This is a genomic window from Nonomuraea sp. NPDC049486 (genome assembly GCF_040676925.1).
Lineage (GTDB): Bacteria > Actinomycetota > Actinomycetes > Streptosporangiales > Streptosporangiaceae > Nonomuraea > Nonomuraea ferruginea.
Genome location: NZ_JBFAPV010000007.1, coordinates 1 through 19,323, shown reverse-complemented (window position 1 = coordinate 19,323; position 19,323 = coordinate 1). Strand labels below are relative to the sequence as shown.

The 19,323-nt window shown below is 70.5% G+C and carries 16 protein-coding genes; 6 read left to right on the top strand and 10 right to left on the bottom strand.

What is annotated here, in order from left to right; all coding sequences use genetic code 11:
- Positions 1–11: 11 nt before the first annotated feature.
- The 4 genes from AB0K05_RS20980 to AB0K05_RS20965 all read right to left on the bottom strand — a co-directional run bounded on the left by AB0K05_RS20980 (position 12) and on the right by AB0K05_RS20965 (position 4,207).
- Complete coding sequence (locus AB0K05_RS20980; RefSeq protein WP_364230978.1) at positions 12–1,562, bottom strand: flavin monoamine oxidase family protein; 1,551 nt, start codon at positions 1,560–1,562, stop codon at positions 12–14.
- A gap of 179 nt (positions 1,563–1,741) precedes the next feature.
- Positions 1,742–2,584, bottom strand: coding sequence for a M55 family metallopeptidase (locus AB0K05_RS20975; RefSeq protein ID WP_219548340.1), 843 nt, complete (start codon positions 2,582–2,584; stop codon positions 1,742–1,744).
- Between the two features lie 34 nt (positions 2,585–2,618).
- Positions 2,619–3,833 (bottom strand): DUF6395 domain-containing protein, encoded by a 1,215-nt coding sequence (locus AB0K05_RS20970; RefSeq protein ID WP_271276443.1) that lies wholly within the window; start codon positions 3,831–3,833, stop codon positions 2,619–2,621.
- Entirely contained in the window at positions 3,824–4,207 is a 384-nt protein-coding gene (locus tag AB0K05_RS20965) for a hypothetical protein (protein ID WP_364230976.1), read from the bottom strand. The genes AB0K05_RS20970 and AB0K05_RS20965 overlap by 10 nt, the downstream gene beginning before the upstream one ends.
- A gap of 201 nt (positions 4,208–4,408) precedes the next feature.
- Between AB0K05_RS20965 and AB0K05_RS20960 the strand changes: the two genes are divergently transcribed.
- Together AB0K05_RS20960 and AB0K05_RS20955 are read left to right on the top strand one after the other, a co-directional pair.
- On the top strand, positions 4,409–5,749 hold the full coding sequence (locus AB0K05_RS20960) for a glycoside hydrolase (protein WP_364230974.1): 1,341 nt from the start codon (positions 4,409–4,411) through the stop codon (positions 5,747–5,749).
- The gene (locus AB0K05_RS20955; protein WP_364230972.1) at positions 5,746–6,819 is read left to right on the top strand and encodes an endo-1,4-beta-xylanase; all 1,074 of its coding nucleotides are present in this window, start codon (positions 5,746–5,748) and stop codon (positions 6,817–6,819) included. The genes AB0K05_RS20960 and AB0K05_RS20955 overlap by 4 nt, the downstream gene beginning before the upstream one ends.
- Here AB0K05_RS20955 and AB0K05_RS20950 read toward each other — a convergent pair.
- Entirely contained in the window at positions 6,816–7,589 is a 774-nt protein-coding gene (locus AB0K05_RS20950) for an enoyl-CoA hydratase-related protein (RefSeq protein ID WP_271276447.1), read from the bottom strand. The genes AB0K05_RS20955 and AB0K05_RS20950 overlap by 4 nt on opposite strands.
- A gap of 151 nt (positions 7,590–7,740) precedes the next feature.
- Here AB0K05_RS20950 and AB0K05_RS20945 point away from each other — a divergent pair, with 151 nt between their 5' ends.
- A complete protein-coding gene (locus tag AB0K05_RS20945) occupies positions 7,741–9,654 on the top strand; it encodes an N-acetylmuramoyl-L-alanine amidase (RefSeq protein WP_364230969.1) in 1,914 nt (637 codons plus the stop codon).
- Here the strand turns inward: AB0K05_RS20945 and AB0K05_RS20940 are convergent.
- Positions 9,617–10,513: a MurR/RpiR family transcriptional regulator gene (locus AB0K05_RS20940; protein WP_148029433.1), complete on the bottom strand. Its 897-nt coding sequence runs from the start codon at positions 10,511–10,513 to the stop codon at positions 9,617–9,619. The two genes, AB0K05_RS20945 and AB0K05_RS20940, sit on opposite strands and share 38 nt — an antisense overlap.
- 45 nt (positions 10,514–10,558) lie before the next feature.
- On the bottom strand, positions 10,559–13,141 hold the full coding sequence (glgP, locus tag AB0K05_RS20935; RefSeq protein ID WP_271276449.1) for an alpha-glucan family phosphorylase: 2,583 nt from the start codon (positions 13,139–13,141) through the stop codon (positions 10,559–10,561).
- Positions 13,142–13,379: 238 nt separating this feature from the next.
- Between glgP and AB0K05_RS20930 the strand changes: the two genes are divergently transcribed.
- The 3 genes from AB0K05_RS20930 (at position 13,380) to AB0K05_RS20920 (ending at position 18,542) form a co-directional block, all read left to right on the top strand.
- Positions 13,380–15,425 (top strand): alpha-1,4-glucan--maltose-1-phosphate maltosyltransferase, encoded by a 2,046-nt coding sequence (locus AB0K05_RS20930; RefSeq protein WP_271276450.1) that lies wholly within the window; start codon positions 13,380–13,382, stop codon positions 15,423–15,425.
- Between the two features lie 72 nt (positions 15,426–15,497).
- On the top strand, positions 15,498–17,198 hold the full coding sequence (treS, locus tag AB0K05_RS20925; RefSeq protein ID WP_148029430.1) for a maltose alpha-D-glucosyltransferase: 1,701 nt from the start codon (positions 15,498–15,500) through the stop codon (positions 17,196–17,198).
- Between the two features lie 3 nt (positions 17,199–17,201).
- A complete protein-coding gene (locus AB0K05_RS20920; protein ID WP_219548322.1) occupies positions 17,202–18,542 on the top strand; it encodes a phosphotransferase in 1,341 nt (446 codons plus the stop codon).
- Here the strand turns inward: AB0K05_RS20920 and AB0K05_RS20915 are convergent.
- The 3 genes from AB0K05_RS20915 to AB0K05_RS20905 form a co-directional block, all read right to left on the bottom strand.
- Positions 18,539–18,754, bottom strand: coding sequence for a hypothetical protein (locus AB0K05_RS20915; RefSeq protein WP_364231450.1), 216 nt, complete (start codon positions 18,752–18,754; stop codon positions 18,539–18,541). The genes AB0K05_RS20920 and AB0K05_RS20915 overlap by 4 nt on opposite strands.
- Positions 18,754–18,948 (bottom strand): hypothetical protein, encoded by a 195-nt coding sequence (locus AB0K05_RS20910; protein WP_364230963.1) that lies wholly within the window; start codon positions 18,946–18,948, stop codon positions 18,754–18,756. The genes AB0K05_RS20915 and AB0K05_RS20910 overlap by 1 nt, the downstream gene beginning before the upstream one ends.
- A 70-nt stretch (positions 18,949–19,018) precedes the next feature.
- Positions 19,019–19,323, bottom strand: a 305-nt coding sequence (locus AB0K05_RS20905) for a CHAP domain-containing protein (protein ID WP_364230961.1), incomplete at its 5' end; no start/stop codon positions are given.

Here is a 19,323-nt window from a genome sequence, read left to right as displayed (position 1 = left end):
AGCGGGTGGCGTCACGATGACTGCAGCACGCGTTTGTGCAGCTCAGTGACGACGCCACGGGCTGATTCCATCGCTCCGGCCATCCAGGCGGTCAGCCGGGTGAGCCAGTCGCCCGCGAAGTAGACCCTTCCGCTGGGACGTTGCAGAAGAGTGAAGGACGAATCAAAGGCGGGCCAGCTCGCCCAGCCGCCCTGGATGTGTTCCTGGCGCTCCCAGGCGACGGAGATGGAGGACAGGACGCCGGTGCGGTACTTCTCGCCGTGGATCTTCTTGCCCTGGGTGAGCGCGCGGCGGCGGCGGTCGTCGGGGGTGAGCGCGCCGTACAGCTCGGCGTCCGGCCCGTGGTTGTAGTAGCCGACCAGCACGCCGCGCTCGCTGTGGTAGCCGTACGAGGGGTACCAGATGCGTGCGATGTCCAGGTCGGTCTCGCTGACGCCGCCGTAGATCCGGTCCTCCAGCTCCCACCAGCGGCGATCGTACTCCAGGCCGATCTTCCCGGTGGACATGGGCGTGGGGAGCCGCAGGGCGGCGGTGACGTCCGCGCCCAGGTTGTGCGGGATCTTGGCGAGCAGGTGGGGCGGCAGGGTGGCGATGCAGTAATCGGCCTTGGTCCGGCCGCCGTCCCAGGTGACCTCGACCCCGTCGGGCAGGTCGGTGATCCCGGTGACCTTGGCGCCGGTGGTGATCCGGTCCGCGCCGATGGCCTCCACCAGTCTGGTGACGATCGTGTCCGTGCCGCCGACGACCTGGAACATGGGGCTGGCCTGGTCGTGGCCGAAGTCGTTGGTGATGGCCCGGCCGGTGCCCGCGGCGAGCACCTGCGCCAGGCTGCCGGGCGGGGGGAACGGGCTGCCCTCGTCCAGGCCCGGGTAGTCGAAGAAGCCGCGGCGGGGCGAGCCCTCGTAGTCGAGCTCGGGGCCCAGGTCGCCGAAGCGTCGCAGGAAGGTGAGCAGCCGATCCCGGTCCTCGGCGGTGAGCTTGCGGTCGAGCGCGCCGGAGTCGGTGGCCTTCGCGAGCAGTTCGGCGACATATCCGTACATGTCGGCGCGGGCGGTGCGTTGGCGCACGGACTGGCCGTTGGTGTGGATGTACGCCTGGGCGTTCCTGTTGACGAACGTCTCGATGGGGACGCCCAGTTCGCGGCAGTAGTCCAGGGTCACCATCCACTGCGCGATCCGGGCCGGGCCGGCGTTGAAGTAGAGGCCCTCGCCCAGCTTGACCTCCTGGGCGGGGCCGTTCAGCTCGGTCAGCCGGTCGCCGCCGCGCAGGGTGAGGTTGCGCCCGCCGGCCTTGGCCCTGGCCTCCAGCAGGGTGCAGTCGTAGCCGGCCTTGCCCAGCTCGTAGGCGGCGGTCAGCCCCGTCACGCCGGCGCCGAGTATCACCACCTTGGCCGCGCCGCGTCCTTGCAGGGAGAAGTCGCCCGGCCTGGGCGGGGTGAAAGTCTTGTCCTGCTCGTCGGGGGCCAGCCCCAGCGCGCCCATGGCGGCGTACATGGCCCCGGCGCCGCCCGCGGCCCCGATGCCCACCAGCAGCCCGCGCCTGGTCAGCTCCGCGCCTTCCATGCCACCCGCCTCCAGCCCTGGCCGCGCTGTCAGACCCGCGCGGCGTCACGAACCCGCCCATGCTGCCGCCCCGCCGCCCGGGACACCCACGGAACCGGCCAATCCATCGCAAAACCCGGAACCCCGGACGAACGGTGGAACCCTACGACTCCCCGCCCCCGGTCCTCACGCGAGGGCCCTCACCCGTACGGGCCGCTGCCGCACGCCACCTGGCCGCCGATCGTCGCGAAGATGCCGAACAGCGCCATGATCTGCGCGAAGTCGTCCGTCGTGAACTCGGTGTGCCGCGACCCCGCCACCTTCACCCCGGGGATCAGCGCCACGGCCGCCGCGATCGCCGTCGAGTTCCACTCCACACCCAGCGTGTACGGGGGATCGATCGTGTAGGGCGTGAAGTCGGTCAACCGGCTTAGCGCCCTGGCCATGCCCTCACGGATCCGTCCCTGGGCCACGCTCGGCGGCAGCAACTCGGCGGAGAACTTGTCGATCCCCTTCTTGACCGCCACCGTCTCCACATCGCCGAGCAGCTGGCGGGCCTCCTCGCCGACGGCCTCGTCACCGGTGACCAGCACCACCGGCACGCCGTGGAACCCGGCGCACGCCGCCACCACCCGCGTCTCCCCGGCGATCTCGCCGTTGAGGTAGACGTTCTGGATCTCCTTGCCCATCCACGTGTGGTTGAGCACGCCGTGGCTCACCCCGGCCCGCGCGTGGTAGCCGACGAAGCCGGCCGCCTGGAAGGACCCGTCGAGCCCGTGCGCCATCCGCTGCGCCTTGCCCGGCCCCCTGATCAGGGTCGCCCGCGGGTCGAGCAGGTCGATCCGCAGGTTCTTGGTCGACCCGTGGGCGTCGTTCACCAGCACCTTCCCGGCGCCGGCGGCGAACGCCCCCTCGACCGCCGCGTTGGCGTCGGCCGTCATCAGCTCGCAGCCCCGCTCGTACCCGCGCTTGCCCGCGTGCATCTCCTCGGGGTCGGTCAGGCCGGTGACGCCTTCCATGTCGACGGACAGGTAGACCCTCATGCGCTCACTCCCTCACTCGCTGCCGCCGGAGACGTTATCCGGTGGAGCCCCAGGTCTCGACCCGGTGGATCTCCTTCTCCGTCATGAGGCCGACCTCGGCGGTCATGAACGAGGTGGCCCGCTCGCGCCACGGCTCCGGGATCTCGGCCAGCGCCGGCGGGTAGCAGTGTTCGAGCCAGCTGGTGGACTCCTCCGTGGCGTCGAAGTAGTCGAGTGCCCCGGCGAAGAGCGTCCGCTCGATCCCGGGGATGCGGGCCAGGCCGTACTCGACCATCTCCTGACCGCCGTACGGCGGCGGGCGGAGCCACTTCCTGGCCCGGGGGTGGCCGGCGGTGAGCGGGGTGTCGAGCGGGCGGCGTTCGACGGCGGCCTGGATGAGCTCCTTGTACAGGCACTTGGCGCAGGTCCGGCAGGGGCCGTCGGCCGCGCCGCTGAGGCACCACCGGACCTGGCCGGCGAGTTCGGACTCCAGCGCCAGGCGCATGGTGACCGCCTCGCTCACGCCGCCGACGGGCAGCACGATGTGCACGCCCACCGCGGCGAAGAGCCGGCCCCACTTGCCGTGCGGGGCCCACATGGGGTTGTCGGGGGTGTAGCGGTGCAGGTAGCGGCCGCCGCCGAGCCAGCGCGACCCGATCTCGTAGCCGAAGCCCAGCCCGCCGAGGTCCAGCCGGTCGGCGTTGAGCAGCGCGCCCGCCGCCACCGCGTGGTGCTCCGGATAGCCGGGGCGCGGCTCGGCCAGGGTGTACTCCAGGTCGGAGCGCACCGTGGTGAGCGGCCGGCCGGTCTGCTGGGCGAGCCTGGCCAGGACGTCGGAGCGGTAGTGCGGCCACCTGTTCGGCACCCGGGGGTGCGGCACCCGGCGGAAGTGCACGAACGGGGCGTCAGGGTAGATCGCGGCCGCGGCCACGGAGTCGGCGCCGCCGCTGTACGAGATCGCGAGCGTGCCGCCGGCGGCCCGGGGCTCGGCGCCGACGGGGCCGGCCTCGACGCCCCAGCCGTCATGGAGGACCTGCGCGAACCGGGCGGAGACCGCGCGGTCGAAGGTGATCCGCTTCCTCGTCCAGGGCGCGACGACCGTCCAGGCGGCGACGGCGAACAGGTCGGGGTGGGCGTCGTCCGGCACGTCGGTGATGGTGCAGGAGTTCGTGGCCAGCTTGACGGGATACTCGTCGGAGGCCTTGCCGGTGATCTGGTCTTCGAGGTCGAGCCGGAACGTGAGAAGGCCGTCAGCCCAGGTCACGCGCACGGCCGAGGCTCCTCCCGCGCCACGGCGGGCACCCGCGCCTTGAGGTCGTCGATCGCCTGCCAGATGAGGACCTCGTTCTGCAGCAGGCCGTCGAGAGCCTGGGCGGTCTCCTTGGCCAGGCGGTGGGCGTCACCGGCGACCCGCTGGGCGTCGGCGGACCCGGGCTGCGGCCCCGGCGGCCTGGCCTGTTGCCTGACGGCGGCGCGCAGGCGCTCGACCTCGGACTGGAGGGCGGCCATCTCCCGGCGCAGCGTCTGCACCTCCCAGAGAGCGTCTCTGATGTCCTGGCGGTGATCCGCGATCGAGATGTACCGGGAGTCGAACCACGAACGCACGGCTTGACGCAGCCGCGCGGGGACGAGGACGCGCTTCATGGAACGTCACCATAGTCGGAAACCTCCCTCGCTCCTGCCGTCCGAATCCGGGCTGTAGCTGGATCGGTATGGCTCTGCCACCGAATATCCGGCATATCCGGCGGACCTTGACAGAGGTGTTGACGAAGCGGCCCCCGCCATCTACGTTTCCGGCTGGCGACGAAATATATCGTCACTTTTCCGAAAAGTTTCGGAGGCGCCATGTTACGAGGCGTTGTCGCGGTCACCCTGCTCGGCTTCACCGCCGTGAACCCCGCGCCGCACGGGGACCCCCCGGCCGTCACCGTCCGGGAGCACGTCCGCCACCAGAACATCGACGGGTTCGGCCTCTCCCAGGCCTTCAGGCGCAACGAGCTGCTGGAAGCGCTGTCCCCCGAACAGCGACGCGAGATCCTCGACCTGTGGTTCGACCCGCGCGAGGGGGCCGGGCTGAGCATCCTGCGCCTGGGCATCGGCTCCTCCCCGGCCGGCAGCCCGTACGACCACATGGTCTCCCACCAGCCCGAGGACCCGGGCGGGCCGGACGCGCGCCCCCGGTACGTGTGGGACGGCGACGACAACAGCCAGGTGTGGGTCGCCAAGGAGGCGCGGCGGTACGGCGTCGAGCGCTTCTACGCCAACGCCTGGAGCGCCCCCGGCTACATGAAGGACAACGGCGACGACAAGAACGGCGGCACGCTCAAGCCGGAGTGGGCCGAGGCCTACGCCCGCTACCTCGTCGCCTACACCGACTTCTACAAGAAGGAGGGCATCCGGATCACCGACCTGGCGTTCACCAACGAGCCCGACTACACGGCCCCGTACGCCTCCATGCGGTTCACCCCGGAACAGGCCGCCGCGTTCGTCAAGGTCCTGGGCCCGATCGCCAAGGGCATGAACGTGGTCTGCTGCGACTCCTTCGGCTGGGACGAGGCGCGCGCCTACACCCGGGCCGTCGAGGCGGACCCCGAGGCCCGCCGCTGGGTCAAGGTCCACACCGGTCACACGTACGCGAGCCCCGTGGACGGCCCGCTGCCCACCCGCCGCCAGGTGTGGATGTCGGAGTGGAACCCCAACGGCACCACCTGGAACGAGAACTGGGACGACGGCAGCGGCTACGACGGCATGACCATCGCCCTGGCCGTGCACGACGCGCTGACGCTGGGCCGGGCCAACGCCTACGTCTACTGGTTCGGCGCCTCCCGCGGCGCGACCAGGGCGCTGATGCAGATCGACGACGCGGCCGGGACCTACCGGGTGGCCAAGCGGTTCTGGGCGCTGGCGGCCTACGGCAGGTTCATCAGGCCCGGCGCGGTCCGGCTCGACGCCACCACCGCGAACCCGGCGCTCAAGGCGTCGGCCTTCCGCAACCGTGACGGGTCCACGGTCATCGAAGTGATCAACACCGGCGCCGAGCCGGTCACCTGGCACGGCGTGCGCGGCCGGGCGACCGCGTACCTGACCGACAGCACGCACGACCTCGCCCCCAGCAAGATCACCGGCGGGAGCGTCACGCTCCCGCCGCGCGCCCTCACCACCATCGTCGTCGGAGGCCATCGATGAGACCCCTGATCGTCGCGCTCACGCTGGCGCTCGCCGTGCCCGCGTTCGCACTCCCCGCGTCCGCCGCGCCCCCCGGCCAGGACGCCGCGAAGAACCACCACCGCGTCAAGGACCTGCGCGACCTGGCGCGCAAGCACGGCATCAGGATCGGCAGCGCCGTGGACGTCGCCGCGCTGCGTGCCGAGGCCGACTACCGGCACGTGCTCAACCGCGAGTTCACCCACCTCACCGCCGAGAACGCGATGAAGTGGGAGAGCGTGGAGCCCGAGCGCGGCGTCTACACCTGGGACGACGCGGACGCGGTGGTCGCGAACGCGCGCCGCAACGGCCAGCAGGTGCGCGGCCACACGCTGATCTGGCACAACCAGCTCCCCGGCTGGCTGACCAGCGGCGTGGCGGACGGCTCCATCGGCCCCGCCGAGCTCAGGAAGATCCTGCGCGAGCACGTCCAGACCCAGGTCCGCCGCTACAAGGGCAAGATCAGGGCCTGGGACGTGGTGAACGAGGCCGTCGACGACGACGGCAACATGCGGCAGACCATCTGGCTGCAGCACCTCGGCCCCGGCTACATCGCCGACGCCTTCCGCTGGGCCCGCGCCGCCGACCCGCGCGCCAAGCTCTACCTGAACGACTACAACGTCGAGTGGAACCAGAGCAAGATCGACCGCTACCTGAGCATCGTCCAGGAGCTGCAGGCGCAGCGGGTGCCGATCGACGGCATGGGCTTCCAGGGTCACCTGGGCATCCAGTACGACTACCCCGGTGACTGGGCCGACGTCATGCGGCGCTTCGCCGCCCTCGGCCTGGAGATCGCGGTCACCGAGATGGACGTGCGGATGGTGCTGCCCGTCACGCCCGAGAAGCTCGCCACCCAGGCCGAGTACTACAGCAGGGCGCTGACCGACTGCCTGAGCGTCAAGGCCTGCCGCGAGTTCACCGTCTGGGGCTACACCGACCGGCACTCGTGGGTGCCCGGCTGGTTCGACGGCGAGGGCGCGGCCTGCATCCTCGACGAGAACCTGCGGCCCAAGCCCGCCTACCAGGCCCTGCTGGCGACCGCGAGGCGCTAGCGGCCGGTGAACTCGGGGGTGGACTTCTCGGTGAAGGCTGTCATGCCGGTCTTCGCGTCCTCCGTCGCGAAGATGCCGGAGAACTGGAGCCTCTCGATCTCCAGGCCGGAGTCGAGGTCCACCTCCATCCCCCGGTCGACGGCCAGCTTGGCGGCCCGCAGCGCGATCGCGGGCCCGCCGGTGAAGGTCGCGGCCCACTCGCGCGCGGCCTGGTAGACCTCGGCGTCGGGCACGACCCGGTCGACCAGGCCGATGGCCAGCGCCTCGGCGGCGGGCACGTGACGGCCGCTGAAGATGAGGTCCTTGGCGCGGGCCGGGCCGATCAGACGCGGCAGCCTCTGGGTGCCGCCGGCGCCGGGGATGATGCCGAGCTGGATCTCAGGCTGGCCCAGCTTGGCGGACTCCCCGGCGACCCGGAAGTCGGCGCACAGGGCGAGCTCGCAGCCGCCGCCGAGCGCGTAGCCGGTGATGGCGGCGATGACCGGCTTGCCGATGCGGGCGACGGCGGTGAGGCTGTCCTGCAGGGCGCGCGAGTGCGCGTACATGTCGGCGTACGACATGACCGCCATCTCCTTGATGTCCGCGCCCGCGGCGAACACCCGCTCGCCGCCGTAGATCACCACGGCGTGCACCCCGGGATCGTCGTCCACGAGACGGGCCGCTTCGGCGATCTCCCGCTGGACCTGGGCGTCGAGGGCGTTCATCTTCGGACGGTCGAGTCTGATCGTGGCGATCTGGTCGGCCACCTCGACGCTTACGAACTCAGCCATGGAGCGAACCCTACCGGCTGCCTTTTCGCCGGTTCCGGCAGGTCTGTCCGGGGACCCAGTCGATGAAGAATTTCTTCGCAAAGCTCTCGCCAGAGAAGGAAAATGTTGAGACGCTGACTCCGTTCTGACAGCCCCCAGCAAGGAGCGGTACATGCGCAGAGCGCTGGCGATCGCGGCGGTCGCCATCCTGCCCTTAGCCCACGTCACGGCCGCGTCGGCCGCCGAGCCCGACGACCGGCAGCAGGCCTTCGCGGCGGCGGCCGAGGAGTTCCAGGTCCCCGAGAGCGTGCTGCTCGGCGTCTCCTACCTGGAGTCGCGCTGGGACGCCCACGCCGGGACGCCCAGCAACAACGCGGGCTTCGGCCCCATGCACCTGACCGACGCGGCCTCGTACACCGGCTCCAACCACCACGGTCAGGACGAGGAGGACCCGCGCGGCGACGACAGCAGGCCCGCCGTCCCGGCGGCCGAGGCGCCCGGGCCCGCCGAGATCCCCGCCGCGCTGCGCACCCTGGAGCGGGCGGCCGAGCTGACCGGAGAGAGCCGCGAGCGGCTGCGCGCCGACCCGGCCGCCAACATCAGGGGCGGCGCCGCGCTGCTGGCCGACTACCAGAAGTCGATCGGCGCGCCGCTCAGCGACGACCCCGGCCAGTGGTACGGCGCGGTCGCCAAGTACTCGGGCGCCGAGCAGCAGGAGGCCGCCCGGTTCTTCGCCGACGAGGTCTTCGCCACGATCAAGTCCGGTGAGGAGCGGGTCACCGACGACGGCCACCGGGTCAGGCTCAGCCCCGTCCCGAACCTGGGCAAGGTCGTGGCGTGGCTGGAGAAGCTGGGGCTGCGCGCGCCGCGCCGCGACGGCGTGGAGTGCCCGAGCACGGTGTCGTGCGAGTGGATCCCGGCCGGCTACGCCGAGCTGCCCGGCGGCGGCTACGGCAACCACGACCTGGCGAACCGCCCCAGCTCCCAGAAGATCGACTACATCGTCATCCATGACATGGAGGGCTACTTCGGCCCCTCCGTCGGACTGGTGCAGAACCCGGCCTACCGGGCGAGCTGGCAGTACTCGCTCCGCTCCTCCGACGGGCACATCGCCCAGCACATCAAGGCCAAGGACGTCGCCTGGCAGGCCGGCAACTGGTACATCAACGCCAAGTCGATCGGGCTGGAGCACGAGGGCTTCCTGGCCGAGGGCCACACCTGGTACACCGAGGCGATGTACCGGACGTCGGCCAAACTGGTGCGCTACCTGGCGCTCCGGCACGGCGTGCCGCTCGACCGGGCGCACATCATCGGCCACGACAACGTGCCCGGCACGCTCCCGACCACGGTGCGCGGCATGCACGAGGACCCCGGGCCGTTCTGGGACTGGGCGCACTACTTCAAGCTGCTCGGCGCCCCGCTGCACCCGTTCGGCGGCCCCCGCTCCGGCGCGGTCATGATCAGGCCCGACTTCGAGAACAACAAGCCGTACTTCTACGGCTGCGACCGGCAGAACCCGGAGGCCGCCTGCCCGCCGCTGCCCGCGCACACCGTCTGGCTGCGCACCGAGCCGCGCGAGGACGCGCCGCTGGTGAAGGACATCGGCAAGCACCCCACGGGCGAGTCCCTCTACAGCGTGTACGACCACAGCGCGCGGGCCAGCACCGGCCAGCGGTACGCGGTGGCCGACCGGCAGGGCGACTGGACGGCGATCTGGTATCTCGGCCAGAAGGCGTGGTTCCACAACCCGGCGTCCGCGCCGACCGCCGTGCCGTCGATGGGGCTCGTGGTCACGCCCAGGCCGGGCCTGGCGACGGTGCCGGTGTACGGCAGGGCCTACCCGGAGGAGGCCGCCTACCCCGAGGGCGTCCCGTACCAGGCGGTCACGCCGTTGCAGTACACGTTCTCGGCGGGCGAGAAGTACACACTGGCCGGGACGGCGGCGACCGAGTATTACCGGGCCGTCACCTTCGACCCGGCGAACCACCAGGTGGTCCGGGGCAAGACGAAGTATCTGCAGATCCAGTTCGGGCACCGGATCATGTTCGTCAAGGCTGACGACGTGCGGGTGACGTTCTCCGGGTGAACTCCGAGACGGCGCGCCTGGTGCTGGCCAGCGCCTCCTGCGAGGAGTCGTAGGTGCGCTGGGCGACGCCGACGAAGACGCAGTCGACGACGAGGAGCTGGCTGATGCGGCTGGCCAGGGCGCCGGGACGGAACTCCGTCTCGCGCCCGGCCGAGATCAGCACGTGCTCGGCCAGCTCCGCGATGGACGAGCGGGGGTTGTTGGTGATGGCGACCGTGGTCGCGCCGGCCTCCCCCGCCCGGCGCAGCGGCTCGATCACGTCGGGCGTCTCGCCCGAGGTGCTGATGCCGATCGCCACGTCGCCGTCCTTGAGCAGGACCGCGCTGGTCAGCGCCAGGTGGGCGTCCTGGAAGGCGTGGCTGGACAGGCCGATGCGCAGCAGCTTCTGCGCGACGTCCTCGGCCACCAGGCCGGAGGCGCCCACCCCGTAGGCGTCGATGCGGCGGGCGCCGACGATGGCGTCGACGACCAGGCCGAGCCGCTCGGAGGTGAGCTGGGCGACCGTGTCGTTGATCGCCTCCGACTCGGCCCTGGCGACCTTCTGGATGACCTCCGACAGCGGGTCGTCGGGGGCCAGGTCGCCGGGCACCAGCCGGTCGGGCTGGGCGGCGGCCGCGGCCAGCGCCAGGCGCAGCTGCGGATAGCCCGCGAAGCCGAGCAGCCTGGCGGTGCGCACGATCGTCGCCTCGCTCGTGCCCGACGCGGCCGACAGCTCCGTGATCGTGCTGCGGGCCACCGTCGCCGGGTCCTCGAGGATCAGCTGGGCGACGGTGCGGGCAGCGGGCGTCAGGGACGGCAGCACACCACGAACCGTGGCCACCAGGGTGTCGGCTCGCATGCCGTTGCCGCTGTCGTCCACAGACCTGATTATGCCGTTGGTTGACCTGATTTCTACACCGCGTAATCAGCGCAGGGTGCCGTTGGTCATGCCGACCGGCTCCTCGGGCACGGCGATCAGCCCCAGCTCGGCCCGCGCGGCCACCAGCGGGTGGTGCGGCACGACCCGGACGGTGTAGCCGAAGGCGCCGGTGCGGCCGAGCGGGACCACCCCGGTGAAGTGGGCGCGGCCGTCGTCGTCGACCCCGGCCGCGGTCAGCTCGGCGTACTCGGGATGGATCAGCTCGTCGTGCGGGCCGACCCTGCCGTAGGCGGCCTCCACCAGCACGTCGCCGGGCTCGAGGTCGCCGAGCGTGATCGTGGCCCGCAGCTCCAGCGAGGCCCCGACCTCCGGCGTGTCTCCGACGCCCGACGCCTCCACGTGCTCGACGCGCACGCCCGGCCACTCCTTGGTGACCTTGAGCCGCCAGTCTGCGAACGCCCGCGCCGGAGCGTACCCGTCGGCCGACAGCGCCCGCGCGGCCCTGGCGGCGGGCGTGTAGAGGCCCACCACGTAGTCGCGGAGCATCCGCCCGGCGAGCACCTTGGGCCCGAGCGAGGTCAGGGTGTGCTTGACCATCTCCATCCAGCGGCGGGGCAGCCCGTCGGCGGCCCGGTCGTAGAAGCGGTCGGCCACCTCGTGCTCGATCAGGTCGTAGAGCGCGGTGGCCTCCAGTTCGTCACGCCGGTCGGGGTCGGTCACCCCGTCGGCCGTGGGGATGGCCCAGCCGTTGGTGCCGTCGTACCACTCGTCCCACCAGCCGTCGCGGATGGACAGGTTGAGTCCGCCGTTGAGCGCCGACTTCATGCCGGAGGTGCCGGATGCCTCCAGCGGGCGCAGCGGGTTGTTGAGCCACACGTCGCAGCCCTGCACCAGCAGCTGGGCCAGGGCCATGTCGTAGTCGGGCAGGAAGACGATGCGATGGCGGACGTCGGCGCGGTCGGCGAACTTGACGATCTGCTGGATGAGCTTCTTGCCGCCCTCGTCGGCCGGGTGGGCCTTGCCCGCGATCAGGATCTGCACCGGCTTGTCCGGGTCGAGCAGCAGCTCGCTCAGCCGCTCGGGGTCGCTGAGCATCAGCGTGAGCCGCTTGTAGGACGGCACCCGCCGGGCGAACCCGATCGTCAGCACCTCAGGGTCGAGCACGTCGTCGATCCAGCCCAGCTCGGCCGGCGAGGCGCCGCGGTCGAGCCACGACTGGCGCAGCCGCGCCCGCGCGCCCTCGACCAGGCGGCCGCGGAGCTCGCGCCTGATCTCCCAGATCTCCGCGTCGGAGATCTTCTGCACGCCCTCCCAGCCGCGCGCCCGCTCCAGCAGCGACGGCAGCTCGCGGCCGGCCAGCTCCATGAACTCGCGGCCCACCCAGGTGGGCGCGTGGACGCCGTTGGTGATCGAGCCGATCGGCACCTCGTCGACGTCGAAGCCGGGCCACAGGTCCTTGAACATGTCCCGGCTGACCTCGCCGTGCAGCTCGGACACGCCGTTGACGCGCTGGGCCAGCCGCATGCCCATGACGGCCATGTTGAACCGGCCGGGATCGGCCTCGGCGCCGAGTTCGAGAATGCGCTCGACGGGCACGGTCGGCCAGGCGTTGCCGCCGCCGAACTGGCGGGCGATCATGTCGACGGGGAACCGGTCGATGCCCGCGGGCACCGGGGTGTGGGTGGTGAACACCGTCCCGGCCCGCACCGCCTCCAGCGCCTCGTCGAAGGAGAGCCTGGACTCGGTCAGCTCGCGGATGCGCTCCAGGCCGAGGAAGCCCGCGTGGCCCTCGTTGGTGTGGAACACCTCGGGGTCGGGGTTTCCGGTGATGCGGCAGAAGGCCCGGATGGCGCGCACCCCGCCCACGCCGAGCAGGAGCTCCTGCATCAGCCGGTGGTCGGTGCCGCCGCCGTAGAGCCGGTCGGTGACGTCGCGGGCGGCGCTGTCGTTCTCGGCCACGTCGGAGTCGAGCAGCAGCAGCGGGACCCGCCCGACCTGCGCCATCCAGACCTGGGCGTGCAGCACCCGGTCGTCGGGCAGCGAGATGCGGATCTTGACCGGTGCGCCGCCGGGCTCCTTGAGCAGGCTCAGCGGCAGGCCCCCGGCGTCGAGCGACGGGTAGTGCTCCAGCTGCCAGCCCTCGGGCGAGAGCGACTGCGTGAAGTAGCCGTGGCGGTAGAGCAGGCCCACAGCCAGGATCGGCACGCCGAGGTCGCTGGCCGCCTTGAGGTGGTCGCCCGCCAGGATGCCGAGGCCGCCCGAGTACTGCGGCAGCGCGGCGGCGATGCCGTACTCGGGTGAGAAGTAGGCGATGGCCCGCGCGGCGTCGGGCAGCGTCTGATACCACCGCGGCGCGGTCATGTACTCGCGCAGGTCGTCCGCTGCGTCGGCGAGCCGCCGGCGGAAGCGGCGGTCGGCGGCCAGTTCGGCCAGCCGGTCGGGCCCCACGGCGCCCAGCAGCGCGACCGGGTCGTGGCCGACCCGCTCCCAGAGGACGGGGTCGACCTCGGCGAAGAGATCCATCGTCTCTGGGTGCCATGACCAGCGCAGATTGTGGACGAGCTCGCCGAGTGCGGCCAGCTCCGCGGGCAGGACGGTCCGGACGGTGAACCGGCGGATAGCTCTCACAATGTGAACCCTACGGGCTAGGAGGAACGTCTGGTTCCTTCACCCCCAGTCCCGGCTTTCAAACCCCTTCCGAGATGAAGCATGAAGGGAGACTTTTGGGGCAACTTTCCCCCATGTCAGGTTCTCCCGGGGACACTCGGGAGTTCTATCCACCGCTGCCCGCAATTCACGTGCAAGGATCGATCCTGCCAGGAAAGCCTCCGGCGGTACCGAGTGCCGTCGCAAACCTTGAAATGCGATGATCGGACGAATTCCCATCACGGACATCTCCCCCGTCGTCGACTGCGGGCAGTGGCCCGCCAAGGCGGTCGCCGGCGAGACCTTCGAGGTCTCCGCGACCGTGTTCCGGGAGGGCCATGACGCCGTGGCCGCCGGAGTGGTCCTCACCGCGCCGGACGGGCAGCGGGGCAGGCTGAGACCGATGCGCGAGACCGCCCCCGGCACCGACCGGTGGGCCGTGGAGGTCTGCCTGCCGAGCGAGGGCGACTGGGTCTACCGCGTGGAGGCGTGGAGCGACCCCATCGCCAGCTGGCTGCACGACGCCGACATCAAGATCCCGCGCGGGCTCGACACCGATCTCATGTGCGAGGAGGGCGCGCGCCTGTTCGAGCGCGCGGCCAGGGCCGTGCGGCAGGCCGACTGCCCGGCTCCCGACGGCGCCAACGGCGAGAGCGCCTGCGGCCACCGGGCCGCGCTGCTCGGCGTCGCGGCGAGGCTGCGCGACGAGGACCTCGACCCGCGGGCCCGGCTGTCGATCGCGCAGCTGCCCGAGACGGCCTCGCTGCTGGCGGCCCACCCGCTGCGCGAGCTGGTCACCAGGTCCAGGCAGCAGAAGGTGCGGGTGTCCAGGCGGCGGGCGCTCTACGGCTCCTGGTACGAGTTCTTCCCGCGGTCGGAGGGGGCCGTGGTCAACGGCGTCGGCGCCTCCAAGTCCGGAAATTTCCAGACTGCGGCCAAGCGACTGCCCGCCATCGCCAAGATGGGCTTCGACGTCGTCTACCTGCCCCCGATCCACCCGATCGGCCACACCTTCCGCAAGGGACGCAACAACACGCTCAACCCCGAGCCCGACGACCCCGGCTCGCCGTGGGCGATCGGCTCGGAGGACGGCGGGCACGACGCCGTCCACCCCGACCTGGGCACCATCGACGACTTCGACGACTTCGTCGGCCGCACCCGCGAGCTGGGCATGGAAGTGGCGCTCGACTTCGCGCTGCAGTGCTCCCCCGACCATCCGTGGGTCAAGGAGCACCCGGAGTGGTTCACCGTCCGGGCCGACGGCACGATCGCGTACGCCGAGAACCCGCCCAAGAAGTATCAGGACATCTACCCGCTCAACTTCGACAAGGACCCCGAGGGCCTGTACGCGGAGATCAAGCGGGTGCTGCGCCACTGGATGGACCACGGCGTGCGGATCTTCCGGGTGGACAACCCGCACACCAAGCCGGTCGCGTTCTGGGAGCGCCTCATGGCCGACATCCACGCCACCGACCCTGACGTGCTGTTCCTGTCGGAGGCGTTCACCCGGCCGCCGATGCTGCACGCGCTGGGCAAGATCGGATTCCACCAGTCGTACACGTACTACACCTGGAAGAACTCCAAGTGGGACGTCGAGGACTACCTGGCGGAGCTGTCCCACGCCACGTCCCACTTCCTGCGGCCCAACCTGTTCGTCAACACGCCGGACATCCTGCACGAGTACCTGCAGCACGGCGGGGTCCCGGCGTTCAAGATCAGGGCCGTGCTGGCGGCGACGGCCTCGCCGACGTGGGGGGTGTACTCGGGCTACGAACTCGCGGAGAACGTGCCGGTACGTCCCGGCAGCGAGGAGTATCTCGACAGCGAGAAGTACCAGTACCGGCCGCGTGACTGGGTGACCGCGGAGCGGGAGGGCCGCAGCCTGGCGCCCTTCATCACCCACCTGAATCTCTTCAGAAGGGCCCACCCGGCCCTGCAGGAATTGCGTAACCTACGGTTCCACCGGGTCGACCAGCCGGACATCATCTGCTTCTCCAAACGGCTGCCCGGCGCCTACGACGCGGCCACACGACGGCACGGACTGGGCGACGTCGTCATAGCGGTGATCAACCTCGATCCGCACCATACGCACGAGGCCACGGTAGACCTCGACCTGCCCGCCCTCGGGCTCGACTGGAACGCCGAGTTCGTGGTGGACGACGAGTTTTCTGGCGAGTCGTACCGTTGGAGACAGAACAACTACGTGCGTCTCGACCCTCACATCCAGCCGGCCCACCTTCTCACCGTACGAGCCTCGCCACGGTAGAGCTGAATTCAGCGGGGAGTCTTCAACAGTGTGTGCAAGCGCCTCCCTCATGAGCACCCGAGAGGAGAGCTCATGAGCTCCACACCCATTCCCAACACCTTCGACGACGAGAAACCACGCGACCCCTACTGGTACCGGCGTGCCGTCTTCTACGAGGTGCTGATCAGAGGGTTCGCCGACTCCAACGGCGACGGCACGGGCGACATCCGCGGCCTCATCGGCAAGCTCGACTACCTGCAGTGGCTCGGCGTCGACTGCCTCTGGCTGCTCCCGCTGTACGAGTCACCGCTGCGCGACGGCGGCTACGACATCGCCGACTTCATGAAGATCCTCCCGGAGTTCGGTGATCTCGGCGACTTCGTACGGCTGGTCGAAGAGGCGCACAAGCGCGGCATGCGGGTCATCGCCGACCTGGTGATGAACCACACCAGCGACGCCCACCCGTGGTTCCAGGCGTCCCGCCACGACCCGGAGGGGCCGTTCGGCGACTTCTACGTCTGGTCCGACACCGACACGCGCTACCCCGACGCCCGCATCATCTTCATCGACACCGAGACGTCCAACTGGACGTATGACCAGGTGCGCGGGCAGTACTACTGGCACCGGTTCTTCCATCACCAGCCGGACCTCAACTACGAGAACCCCGCGGTGCAGGACGCGATGCTGGAGGTGCTGCGCTTCTGGCTCGACCTGGGCATCGACGGGTTCCGGCTGGACGCGGTGCCGTACCTCTTCGAGGAGGAGGGCACCAACTGCGAGAACCTCCCGAAGACGCACGAATACCTCAAGCGCGTGCGGGCCGAGGTCGACAGGCTCTACCCGGACCGGGTGCTGCTGGCCGAGGCCAACCAGTGGCCTTCGGACGTGGTGGAGTATTTCGGCGACCCGGTGGGCGGCGGGGACGAATGCCACATGGCTTTCCATTTCCCGCTGATGCCCCGCATTTTCATGGCGGTCCGCCGGGAGTCCCGTTACCCCATTTCCGAAATTTTGGCACAAACGCCGAAAATTCCGGAAAACTGCCAGTGGGGAATCTTCCTCCGCAACCACGACGAGCTGACCCTCGAAATGGTCACGGACGAAGAACGCGACTATATGTATACCGAATACGCCAAAGACCCCCGTATGCGGGCGAACGTCGGCATCCGCCGCCGGCTGGCGCCCCTGCTGGAGAACGACCGCAACCAGATCGAGCTGTTCACCGCCCTGCTGCTCTCGCTGCCCGGCTCGCCGGTGCTCTACTACGGCGACGAGATCGGCATGGGCGACAACATCTGGCTCGGCGACCGCGACGGCGTCCGCACCCCCATGCAGTGGGACCCGGACCGCAACGCGGGCTTCTCCGACTGCGACCCCGGCCGCCTCTACCTGCCGGTGATCATGGACCCGATCTACGGCTATCAAGGGCTCAACGTCGAGGCCCAGCAGAAGAACGCCGGCTCGCTGCTCCACTGGACCCGCCGGATGATCGAGATCCGCAAGCGCCACCCGGTGTTCGGGCTCGGCGAGTTCATCGAGCTCAACTCCTCCAACCCGAGCGTGCTGGCGTTCGTCCGCGAGCTGGGCGACGACCGCATGCTCTGCGTGAACAACCTGTCCCGCTTCCCGCAGCCGGTGGAGCTGGACCTGCGCAGGTTCGTCGGCGTCTCGCCCGTGGAGACCATGGGTGGCGTGCCATTTCCACCGATTGGCGAACTTCCGTATCTTTTGACGCTCCCTGGGCATGGGTTCTACTGGTTCACTTTGCCGCCGGCCCACACCCAGGAGGAGTAGGACGTGCTGGAGGAGCTCCTTGCCGCATGGATCGCACGCCAACGCTGGTTCGGCGGCAAGGGGCGCCCGATCGACTCGCTGTCGATCGACTCCGACGTCGTCATCGAGGCGGGCGACCCGAGCCTGCGCCACCTGATCGTGTCGGTGTGGCAGGAGGGGTCCCGCGAGCGCTACCAGCTCCCGCTCGGCCTGCGCAGGGAGCTCCCCGACACCCTCACCCACGCCTTCATCGGACCGTACGCGGCGGACGACGGGGAATGCGTGGTGTACGACGCCGTCCACGACCACGAGCTGACCCGCTGGATCCTGGAGTCGATGGCGGCCGGCTCAGGCCGGGCGGGCGTGCGGTTCCACCACCTGCCCGGCGTCGAGATCGACACCAACCAGCGCAGCCTGGTGCTGGGGGCCGAGCAGTCCAACACCTCGCTGGTGTTCGGCGAGGAGTACATCTGCAAGCTCTTCCGCCGGCTCGTCCCCGGCGTCAACCCGGAGCTGGAGATCGTCACCGCGCTCGCGATCAGGCAGGCGCCGCACATCGCGCAGCCGTACGGGTGGATCGAGACCGACCTCGACGAGACCCCGACCACGCTGGCGATCATGCAGGAGTTCCTGTCGAACTCCACCGACGGCTGGGACCTGGCGCTCACCAGCGTGCGCGACCTCTACAACTCGCTGCCCGGCCTCCCCGCCGCTGAGGCGGGCGGCGACTTCGCCGCAGAGGCGGGCCGGCTCGGCGCGGCCACCGCCCGCGTCCACCACGAGCTGCGCGAGGCGTTCGGCACGGAGGTGATGGAGCCGCACGAGATCAAGCGGATGGCCGAGGACTTCAGGCGGCAGCTCGGCCGCGCCGTGGGCGAGGTCCCCGAACTGCGCGAGCACGTGCCCGCCCTGGAGCTCGCCTACCACCGGGCCGAGGAGCTGACCACCGAGGTGCGCGTCCAGCGGGTGCACGGCGACTACCACCTGGGCCAGGTCATGCGCACCACCACCGACTGGGTGGTGCTCGACTTCGAGGGCGAGCCCGGCCAGCCGCTGGCCGAGCGCCGCGCGCTCTCCTCGCCGCTGCGCGACGTGGCCGGCATGCTGCGCTCGTTCGACTACGCGGCCAGGCACCTGCTGGCGGACCACTCCGAGGCGGCCCGCCTGGAGCCGATGGCCGAGGAGTGGGCCAAGCGCAACAGGGCCGCGTTCCTTGAGGGCTACGCCGAGGGCGGCGGCGTCATCACCCCCGCCGACACGGCGCTGCTGCGGGCGTTCGAACTGTCGAAGGCGGTCTACGAGGTCGTGTACGAGGCCCGCAACCGCCCCACCTGGGTGTCGATCCCCTTGGCCGCCTTCCGCTAGACGGCCGGGCTCTCGAAGGGCGACACCGGAGCGGCGGGGCGCCGCGCCTCCTGCGCGTTGCTGATCCGCAGGACCACCAGGGCCGCCGGCACCGCCGCCACCAGCATCAGCGCGCAGCTCAGCACGTCGAACCTGGCCGCCGACGCCATGGACTCCAGCTCTTCGGCGTTGAAGAACAGCCGCCCGGCCACGAGCGCCACCCAGTTGCCGATCAGCCAGAGCGCCCACCAGAGCGTGACCAGCCCCGAGCGCGGCCGAGCTCCGCCATGCCGGTGAGGGCGTAGAGGGCGTCACTGGCCTCGACCTCCTCCATCGTGATGGCGGCCGGGTCGGCGATCACGCGGTCGATGAACGCGGCCCGCTGCAGGTCGACCACGATGACGCCGACGGCGAGGGAGTGGAGCACCGAGCCGGAAGCACCCGGGTGTCCGACCCGGCACCCATCCGTGATCAACCCGAGACGGTTGTCAGGCCGTTCAGGCGGCCTTGTACTCGGGGTAGCCGTAGCCGGTCACCTGGGACACGGGCCGGATGCGCTCCTCGACCTTGCCGTTGCCGGTGTTGCCCTCGATCGTGGTGATCGTGCCGTCGCCGTTGTCCTTCTTCACCAGGCCGACGTGGTCGACGGCGCTGATGTTCTTGCTGCCGCCCCAGTCGAAGAAGACGACGCTGCCGGGCTTGGCCTCGCTGCCCCAGCGGTTGTTGTCCTTGAACCACTGGGCGTGGGTGACGGTGTAGGCGTCCCAGCCGATGGTGGAGCGGGCGCCGGCCTGCTCGCCGA